This window comes from Nocardiopsis prasina DSM 43845, assembly GCF_000341265.1.
Classification (GTDB): Bacteria; Actinomycetota; Actinomycetes; order Streptosporangiales; family Streptosporangiaceae; genus Nocardiopsis; species Nocardiopsis prasina.
The window spans coordinates 1-9,303 of the sequence record NZ_ANAE01000150.1; the positions used below are offsets into that span (position 1 = coordinate 1).

General features: G+C 70.0%; 8 protein-coding genes and 2 pseudogenes. 3 read left to right on the forward strand and 7 right to left on the reverse strand.

The genetic code is table 11. The annotated features are described in order from the left end of the window. Positions 1-194: nitroreductase/quinone reductase family protein (locus D452_RS0117030; protein WP_017545356.1), on the forward strand; the 194-nt coding region annotated here is incomplete at its 5' end. A gap of 84 nt (positions 195-278) precedes the next feature. Here D452_RS0117030 and D452_RS29720 read toward each other — a convergent pair. The 6 genes and pseudogenes from D452_RS29720 to D452_RS0117060 form a co-directional block, all read right to left on the reverse strand. After that, positions 279-413 (reverse strand): annotated as a pseudogene (locus tag D452_RS29720) (thiaminase II); the annotation flags it as partial. Positions 414-676: 263 nt separating this feature from the next. Then, complete coding sequence (locus D452_RS0117040; RefSeq protein WP_017545358.1) at positions 677-1,141, reverse strand: tetratricopeptide repeat protein; 465 nt, start codon at positions 1,139-1,141, stop codon at positions 677-679. 115 nt (positions 1,142-1,256) lie between these two features. Beyond that, complete coding sequence (locus D452_RS0117045; RefSeq protein WP_017545359.1) at positions 1,257-1,988, reverse strand: ABC transporter permease; 732 nt, start codon at positions 1,986-1,988, stop codon at positions 1,257-1,259. Continuing rightward, positions 1,985-2,728 (reverse strand): ABC transporter ATP-binding protein, encoded by a 744-nt coding sequence (locus D452_RS0117050; protein WP_017545360.1) that lies wholly within the window; start codon positions 2,726-2,728, stop codon positions 1,985-1,987. Before D452_RS0117050 ends, D452_RS0117045 begins: the two co-directional genes overlap by 4 nt. Before the next feature lie 97 nt (positions 2,729-2,825). After that, complete coding sequence (thpD, locus tag D452_RS0117055) at positions 2,826-3,734, reverse strand: ectoine hydroxylase (RefSeq protein ID WP_017545361.1); 909 nt, start codon at positions 3,732-3,734, stop codon at positions 2,826-2,828. A 342-nt stretch (positions 3,735-4,076) separates the two neighbouring features. Further along, positions 4,077-4,598, reverse strand: coding sequence for a MarR family winged helix-turn-helix transcriptional regulator (locus tag D452_RS0117060; RefSeq protein WP_017545362.1), 522 nt, complete (start codon positions 4,596-4,598; stop codon positions 4,077-4,079). A 204-nt stretch (positions 4,599-4,802) separates the two neighbouring features. Here D452_RS0117060 and D452_RS28455 point away from each other — a divergent pair. After that, positions 4,803-6,646: pseudogene (locus D452_RS28455) on the forward strand (flavin-containing monooxygenase). A 38-nt stretch (positions 6,647-6,684) separates the two neighbouring features. After that, positions 6,685-7,698, forward strand: a complete 1,014-nt coding sequence (locus D452_RS0117070; protein ID WP_017545363.1) for an SMP-30/gluconolactonase/LRE family protein — start codon at positions 6,685-6,687, stop codon at positions 7,696-7,698. Between the two features lie 295 nt (positions 7,699-7,993). Here the strand turns inward: D452_RS0117070 and D452_RS28460 are convergent, their stop codons facing one another. Beyond that, positions 7,994-9,280, reverse strand: a complete 1,287-nt coding sequence (locus tag D452_RS28460) for a BCCT family transporter (protein ID WP_017545364.1) — start codon at positions 9,278-9,280, stop codon at positions 7,994-7,996. Between the last annotated feature and the right edge of the window lie 23 nt (positions 9,281-9,303).

Below are 9,303 nucleotides of genomic sequence, written 5' to 3' on the forward strand. Positions count from 1 at the left end.
TGAGGGCCGCGCGCACGGCGGAGATCGAGCGGTCGGGCCGACTGGTGACCGTACGGGCCGAGGAGCTCACCGGAGCCGACAGGGACCGCGCCTGGGCACGCATGAGCGAGGTCTGGCCCAACTTCGCCCTCTACCAGCGGCGGACCGACCGGGTCATCCCCGTCTTCCGGCTCACCGCGCTCCCGGAACCCTGACGGCCAGTGCCGCCAGGCCTCCTGACGCCAGGCCGCGTCCCAGAAGATCCACTCGAAGGTCGTGGCCCGCCGGAACGCCTCGCGCATCCGCGCGACCGTCGACTCCCCGGAGCCCTCGGCGAGCCGGTCCGCGATCGCCCTGGCCCGCTCGGTGCACCGGGCGAACTCGTCGTCCCCGTAGGTGGCGGTCCAGCCGCCGAAGGGACCGGAGCCCGGCACTCAGTCGTCGTCGGCGCCGTAGGAACGAGCGGCCGCTGCTGGATGACGAGGAGCCGTAGGAAGAGGAGCCGCCGTAGGAGGACTCGTGGGAGGAGGAACCGCTGGAGTACGACGAGTCGCCCGACGAGGAACCACCGGAGTGGGAGGAGTCCTCGAAAGTGGACGAGCTTCCGGACGAGTACCTCCGGGGCGCGGGGGTGCCGCCGTCGCTCCCCCCGGCGTCCACTCCGGTCGCCGAGTTCCTGCCGCCCCGGTCCTCTCGATCACCCATGTACTCGAGGACGAGCTGTCTGGCGACGACGCCCAGACTCCTGGTGTGCCCGGTGCAGCCAGTCAGCCGCCTCCTCCACGACGGAGCTGTCCTCACTGATCGCGATCTCCGCCAGCACCTCTCCCAGCCGCGCCATCGCCCGGGGGTCCCCGTCCACGACCGCGCGCCGGAGGAAGGGCATGGCGCCCGACCGGTCACCGGCCCGCAGAGTCAGGAGCGCCATACCCAGGTTGGCCTCGGGGTGCTCGGGGAAACGGTCGAGGAAACGCGTCCAGGCGTGCTCGGCGACGGTGAACCGTTCGGACCCGAAGGCGGCGAAGCCGAAGACCGGCAGGTACTCCACGGGGATTCGGTGCGGGATCAGGTTCCACACCACCGCGGGTACCTCGGCCGACTCGGGGTCCTGGAGCGCGTGGGAGACCAGGTGGTGGAAGGGCTCGTACGACCTCTCTCCCACCCGGGTCAGGCAGCCGGAGGCGCCTCCCTCCGCATCGGCGGCCCACTCGAGGGCTTCTTCGAAGGTGGGTGTCCCGGGGGCGTGCCTCGCGTTCGGATCGAGCCCGGTGACCGTGTCAGGGTGTGCGGCGGCGGAGGGTGAGGGAGGCCAGGAGCACCGCGCCCCCAGCGAAGGCGGTCACGATCAGCAGTGGCCGGTACACGTCCCAGGCACCGTCCCCGGCCGCCACCGCGTTGACCGCGTCGATCGCGTGGCTGAGGGGTAGCCAGTCCGAGATCGCGTGGAGCACGTCGGGCATCTGTTCGCGTGGCATGAAGAGCCCTCCCAGGATGATCTGCGGGAACACCAGCACGGGCATGAACTGCACCGCCTGGAACTCGGTGCGCGCGAACGCGCTGGCCAGAAGTCCGAGCGCGGTCCCCAGGAGGGCGTCGACGACCGCGACCAGGCCCAACGACCAGAGCGGCCCCTCGACGCCGAGCCCGCACACGTACACGGCGAACAGCACCGTCACGAAGGCCTGGACGACGGCGGTGAGTCCGAACGCGAAGGCGTAGCCGAAGATCAGGTCGAACTTGCCGATCGGGGTCGACAGGAGGCGTTCGAGGGTGCCGGAGCGGCGCTCCCGCAGCGTGGTGACGCTCGTGATCAGGAACATCACCACGAACGGGAAGAGGGCGAGGATCGCCGGGCCGATGTCGTCGAACACCGACGTGTCGGTGAACAGCCACGAGAAGAGGCCGACGAGCAGGCTCGGGGCAACGAGCAGGAGCACGATCGACCGGGGGTCGTGGCCGAGTTGGCGCAGTACGCGACCGCTCGTGGCGAAGGTGCGCGCGGGGTTCATCCGGCCCCTTTCTCGATCAGGGCCAGGAAGGCGCGGTCGGGGTCGCTCGCTCCGGTCTCGGAGAGCAGCCGAGCGGGTGTGGTGTCGGCCATGACGCGACCGTCGCGCATCAGCAGCAGCCGGTCACAGCGCAGGGCCTCGTCCATCACGTGACTGGAGACGATGAGCGTCGTCCCCTCGGCGACGAGCGAGCGGAACACCGCCCACAGCTCCTCGCGCAGCAGCGGGTCGAGGCCGACGGTGGGTTCGTCGAGGACGACAAGTTCGGGGCGGCCGAGGATCGCGACCGCGAGCGACACCCGGCTGGCCTGTCCGCCGCTGAGCGTGTCGACCCTCCGACCGGCCTGGCCGCGCAGGTTCACCTGGTCGAGGACGCGCCCCACATCACTGCGGGAGGCGCCGACCAGACGGGCGAAGTAGCGCAGGTTCTGTTCGACGGTGAGGTCGGAGTACACCGACGCGGCCTGGGTGTCGTAGGCGACGCGGTGCCGCAGTCCCGCGCTCCCGGCCTCCTGGCCGAGTACCGTGACGCTGCCCGACCGGACACGCTGGGTCCCGACGATCGCGCGCATCAGGGTGGTCTTGCCGCACCCGGAGGGGCCCATCAGACCGGTGACGCCGCCTCGGGCCACCTCCAGGTCGAGTCCGTCGAACACCGAGCTGCCGCCGCGCCGGACACACAGGTCACGGACGACGACGGCAGCGGGTGGGTCCGTGGCGTCGCTGGCACCGAGGTTCATAGCGCAGCATCATCGGTGGCGGACCCGGTCCGGGTCAACGCGCCACTCACGGTGCGTGTCGCCTGGTGCGGGCGAGGCCCGGAGGCGGCCGCGGAAGTCAGGAACGCAGCGGCGTGAAGTCGCGCGCGGCCACGAAGCCGGGCCGGCGTTCCCGGGCGGAGAAAGGCTCGACCAGAGCGTTGTCCACGCTGTTGAACACGACGAAGATGTTCGAGCGCGGGTACGGCGTGATGTTGTTCCCGGAGCCGTGCATGCTGTTGCAGTCGAACCACAGGGCCGACCCGCTCGGGCCGGTGAACTGCTCGATCCCGTGCTGATGGGCCAGTGCGGCGATGTCCTCCTCCTGCGGGACACCGATCTTCTGGGCCTTCAGAGAGGACCGGTAGTTGTCGTCCGGGGTGCGTCCCAGGCAGGGAACGAACGTCCGGTGCGCCCCCGGCATGAGCATGAGCCCGCCGTTGAAGGGGTGGTTGTCGGTCAGTCCGATGGACAGGCTGACCGCCCCCATCCGGGGCATCCCGTCCTCCGCGTGCCAGGTCTCGAAGTCCGAGTGCCAGTAGAACCCGTTGCCGCGGAAACCCGGCATGAAGTTCACGCGGCTCTGGTGGACGTAGACGTCCGAGCCGAGGATCTGGCGTGCCCGGTCCAGGATGCGGGGTTCCCGGATGAGCCGGGCGATCCGCTCACTGAGCAGGTGCGCGTCGAAGACGGACCGCACCTCGTCGGACGCGGGTTCGGTGATGGTGCGCTCGTCGGCGCGGATACCAGGGTCCTCGACCATCGCGCGGAGCTCGTCGAGCGTGGAGCTCACTTCCGGCCCGGACAGCAGGTCCCGCTGAATGTGGAATCCGTCGCGGGCGTGGTCGGTGAGCTCCTTCGCGGAGGCCGGCCCCTCCGTCACCCCGGGGTGCACGGTCGGTTCGGCGCGTTCGATCCACCCCCGGCCCTGGGCAGGGTCGACACGGGTGGGGTATTGGTCCTGGATCTGGGCGTCTACGAGTGTCACGGCAGACCCCTCCTTTCAGTGTCCTCTTCTTCCTTTCGGTGGTCGAAGGCGTACTGGTGCGTCTCGCGACCAAGGGCGACGATCCGCCCCCTGCCCTACGGACTGCCCTCCCGCGAATCGGATAATCATCGCGGGATCGCGGTGGGCGCCCCGGCGGCCAGTGCGGGGGTAACGGAGTTCCAACGGGGGTTGTACGGCCGGAACATGGAGCGGAACGGAGGAACATGTCGGCCCTTTCGCCGGTCTGCTCCACGGCTCCCGCTGCCTCATGGGAGGAAACGCGGTCCAAAGTCTGCGCGGGGAGGTTCCCTGGTGCGGACTCGAAGGCCGTGCGGGGGAGTGTCAGGTGGTGGCGTCGGCCCCGTGGGCCGGAGCGGAGTCCGAGGCCGCGCCGAACCCGCCGACGAGGCTGGCGTAGCGGTCGCTCACGGCGCGGATTCCCTGTTGGAGGGCGTTGAGGTCCTCGATGCTCAGGCCCATGAGCACGCTGTCGTTGAACTCCGGGCGTTCCATCACCAGGCGCCGGGCGAGTGCCGCGCCCTGGGAGGTGGCGTGGACTCGGCGCACGCGGTGGTCGTCGGGGTCCTCCGAGCGCGTGGCCATGCCCTGGGACGCGAGCCGGTCGATCAGCCCCGACATGGTGGCCATCGACACCCCGAAGGACGCGGCCAGTCCCCGACCCGTCGCTCCCTCCCGCGTGGTGACCAGGACCATGAGGACCTTGAGCTGTTGGATCGTCAGGTCCATCGAGAGCAGGTGCTGGACCTGCGCGGGGAGCGCGGCCTGCTCCATGGCCGCGGTCAGGGTCCTGATCTCGTGCACGACGCGTGCGCGTTCTCCCTGCTCCGTGGCGTCTGCTCCCATGCGATCAGGATAGCTCCGCCCCGACGGGGACGTGGCTGACGAAAATACTTAGCTTGATGCTAACCTTTTTTCATGGAGGCGCGCCGCCTCCCGTGCGGAACCACGCGTGCCCCGACCGGCACGGGCCCGTTCCGCCTGCCGGTCGCCCCCGCCGGTTCGGCGCTCGCGCCCCCATCACCATCGGCGACGAAGTTGGGAAGCCCCATGGGCACTGCACCAGACACGCGAACGGCGATCGAGGCTGACGCGGCGGAGCTCGACATCCAGGGCCTGCGGGCCCGCTACGCGAAGGAACGGGATCGCCGCGTCCGGCCCGACGGCGCGTCCCAGTACCGGTCCGCGTCCGGCGAGTTCGGCTACTACGCGAAGGACCCCTACACCCCCCGCACGGAGCGCGAACCGCTCACTGACGCCGTGGAGGTGCTCGTGGTCGGCGGCGGCTTCGGCGGCCTCGTGGCCGGAGCGCGCCTGCGGCAGGCGGGGGTCGAGTCGATCCGGATGATGGACGAGGCCGGTGACTTCGGCGGTACCTGGTACTGGAACCGCTATCCGGGCATCCACTGCGACATCGAGTCCTACTCCTACATGCCCCTGCTGGAGGAGGTCGGCCACGTGCCCCGGTGGCGCTACGCCCCGGGGGAGGAGATCCGGCAACACGCCGTGGCGATCGCCGAGACCTTCGCCCTCTACCGCGATGCGGTGTTCCAGACCAGGGTCACCGGTCTGACCTGGGACGACCAGGCCGACGAGTGGGTGGTCGAGACGGACCGGGGCGACATGATGCGGGCCAGGTTCGTCATCACGTCGTCCGGTACGCTCACCCAGCCGAAGCTCCCCGGCATCCCGGGTGTCGAGAGCTTCCGCGGCCACACCTTCCACACGAGCCGCTGGGACTACGGCTACACCCGCGGGGGNGCGGTGACCAGAGCGGCGGCCTCACCGGACTCGCCGACAAGCGCGTGGCGGTCGTCGGCACCGGTGCCACCGGAGTGCAGGTCATCCCGCACGTGGGACGCGACGCGGAACACCTGTACGTGTTCCAGAGGACGCCGTCCTCGGTGGACGTTCGCGACAACCGCCCCACCGCCCCCGAGTGGGCCGCCTCCCTGGAGCCGGGCTGGCAGCGGGAGCGCATGGAGAACTTCCTCGCCCTCGTCTCCGGCGAGCCGGTCGAGACGGACCTGACCCGGGACGGCTGGACGTCGACGGCGCGCCTGCAACGGAAGCTGACCACCGGGGCGCTGGACACCAGCGTGTCGACGGAGGAGCGCGAGCGTGTCGATGAGCTGGCCGACGCCCGGAAGATGAACCAGATCCGCGCGCGTGTGGACGAGGTCGTAGACGACCCGGACACGGCTGAGCTGCTCAAACCCTGGTACCGCTACATGTGCAAGCGGCCCTGCTTCAGCGACCACTACCTCCAGACCTTCAACCGGCCCAACGTCACGCTCGTCGACACCGCGGACCACGGCGGGATCACCCGCATGACCGAGGACGCGATCGTCGTGGGCGACGTCGAGTACCCGGTCGACTGCGTCGTCTTCGCGACCGGTTTCGACGTCGGCGTCTCCGGAGTGGTGTCCGGGACCCTCCCGGTGCGGGGCCGCGGCGGGCGGGAACTCCTCCACTCCTGGAGCCGTGGCCCGAGGACGCTGCACGGCTTCTACAGCGACGGCTTCCCCAACCTCTTCCACCTGGGCCCCTTGCAGAACGCCACATCGGTGAACTTCACGCACATCCTGCTGGAACAGGCCGAACACATCGCCGCCGTCATCGCGGAGGGGCGCAGGACCGGTGCTCGTGTCATCGAACCGGCGTCGGACGCGGTGGACGAGTGGGCCCGCACCATCGGCGAGAACGTACTCGACACCGTCGACTTCCAGCGCGAGTGCACTCCCGGCTACTACAACCGCGAGGGCGCCGGCCACGCGGGCGGGCAGTCCTACGGTCCCGGACCGGTGGCCTTCCACCGGCTGCTCGAGGACTGGCGGCGGGACCGCATCCACGAGGTCATGGTCCAGGACCATGCGACCACGGACGAACGCTGACCCCCTCCGCCACGGAACCCACGATCGGGACGGAAGACATGGAATCGAACCGACGCGGCCACCCGGTGGCCACCACGGGGCTGCTGACGGCAGTCCTTCTGATCGCCACCACCGCCTGTGGCCAGGAGGAGGCCGCGGAGAAGGAGCGCACCGCCTCCCAGCTGGTCCGGGTGAGCTCGGTCCACGAGGAGACCGGGATGACCCTGCTGGAGGGGCCGGCCTTCGCTCCGGACGGCGGCCTCCTCGTCGTCGACGTCACCGCTCCGGCGGGAGAACCCAAGGTTTTGAGGGTGGACACGGAGTCGCTGGAGGTGTCGCCGGTCCTCACCGACGAGGCCAGCGTGTACACCTCCGCGCAGTTCAGCCCCCACGACGACCGGCTGTACCTGACCGATCTCATCGGGGGGAAGATCGACAGCTTCACCCCTGAGGGCGAGGACCCGGTCACGTTCTTCTCCGGTGACGTCGACGGGAAGCCGATGCTCCCCGACGACCTCGCGTTCGACGAGGACGGGAACCTGTTCGTCAGTGACACCACGGGTCACTCGGATCCCGTCTGGGACCCCCAGGGCAGGGTGGTCAGGATCGACCGGGACACGGCCGAGGCCACCGTGCTGGCCGACGAACTCCCGGCTCCGAACGGTATCTCCTTCAGCGAGGACTTCACCGGCCTGTGGGTCAGCCAGTACGCCGCGAACCGCATCGACTACCTCGGGCTCAACGAGGACCGGACCGAGGTGGCCACGGCCCACCCGGGCATCCACTTCGACGGCGGGACGAGCCAGATCGACTCCAACGCGGTCGACGCGGAGGGCAACGTCTACCAGGCCGTCCACGGGCAGCCGAGCATCTTCGTCTACAGCTCCACGGGCGAACACCTGGCGACGGTGAGCGTCCCCGCCGAGGACGCCGGGGGACTGGACACGGCCACGAACCTGGCCATCGCCCCGGGAACGACCGACGCCTACATGACGGTCAGCGGCGAGGACGGCGGATTCGTCTACACCTTCGAGGCGCTCGGCGAGGGGATCCGCCAGTCCAACGGAGGATGACCTCGTTCACGGGGCCGTGAGCCCCGGATCCCTGCCGGAGGGCGGCCCACGTCGGGCCGTCCTCCAGCGTCACGCCCGCCCCCTCACGTGGTCCCGGCGGGGGAGAGCCCGTCGCGCAGTCGCCGCAACCCGCCCCGGCCGCCTCTCCACGCCGTCGCCGGGGTCGCACTGGACCGGACCTTCGCTCTGCGCTCCCCCTTCATCGGCGGCGGGCTGGTCACGGCCTCGTTCCCCCTGATCGCCGTGCGGTTCGGGAACCTCTGGCTCGGGGCGGGCTCCCTGGTGCCGTGCGCGGTCATGCTGGCGATCGCCCGGCCGTTGGGGCTGTGGAACCGTCCTCCGCGAGCTCGCCAGCAGGCCTGAGGTCCCCCTCCCGGACACCATGGTGGCGGTCGTGCTCGCGCAGCCAGCGCACGAGGGACGCCGCGACCAGGCTCAGGACGATGATCAGGGGGAACGCGGTCACGACCGACAGGGTCTGCAACGCGTCGGTGCCCCCGGCGGACATCACCGAGACCGACACGGCCGCGAGGACGAGCGCCCAGAGCACGCGGTTGAACCGTGAGGGCTCCACCTCGTTGGGAAGGTCACGGGAGGTCGCCGCGCCCATGATGTAGGAGGCGGAGTCCAGCGTCGTGGCCAGGAAGATCAGCAGCAGCACCAGGAACAGCGGGGTGATGATCCAGCTGAGCGGGAAGGCCTCCAGCGTGGCGAAGATGGCCGGGACGGCACCCTCGGCCTCCAGCGTGTCGACGATGGGCGCCTGCCCCCTCAGGTCGAAGGCCATGCTGGAGTTGCCGAGCAGCGCGAACGACAGCCAGCAGCCCAGGCTTCCGAAGCCGCACATGCCGACGATGATCTGCCTGACGGTGCGGCCTTTGGAGATCTTGGCGCAGAACATGCCGACGAACGGTCCGTAGGAGATCCACCAGCCCCAGTAGAAGACGGTCCAGACCTCCTGGAAGCCGGACCCGCCGACGGGATCGGTGTAGGTGCTCATCCGGACGATGTTCTGGGCGAGCAGACCGAGGCTGTTGGTGAAGGTGTCGATCACGAAGACCGTCGGTCCCACCGCCAGGACCAGGAGACCCAGGGCGGCGGCCAGGTAGAGGTTGAGGTTCGCGAGCCGCTTCAGGCCGCGGTGCAGGCCCAGAGCGACACTGCCCGCGAACAGCAGGGTCCACAGGCCGATGACCACGGTGTTGAGGGCGGCGCCCGGCTCGACCCCCAGCATGCGGGAGGCGCCCTCCGCGATGGTGGGCACGGCCAGGGCCAGGGAGGTCCCCGCCGCTCCGATCATCCCGAGGATGAAGAGGACGTCGATGAGCCTTCCGGGCCAGCGGTCGACCCGGTCGCCGAGTACTCCCCGGCAGGCCTCGCTGAGGCGCAGGCGGCGGATCCTGCGCACGTGGTACGCGTAGGCGAGGGCGAGGGTCGGAACGCAGAAGACCGCCCAGGCGGTGGGGCCCCAGTGGAACAGGGGGTAGGTGGCCGACCACTCGGCGGCCTCGGTTCCGTGCGGTTCGAGTTGGAACGGGGGAGCGGTGTGGTAGTGGGCCCACTCGATGATGCCCCAGTACATGAGGCCGCCGCCGATCGCGGCGG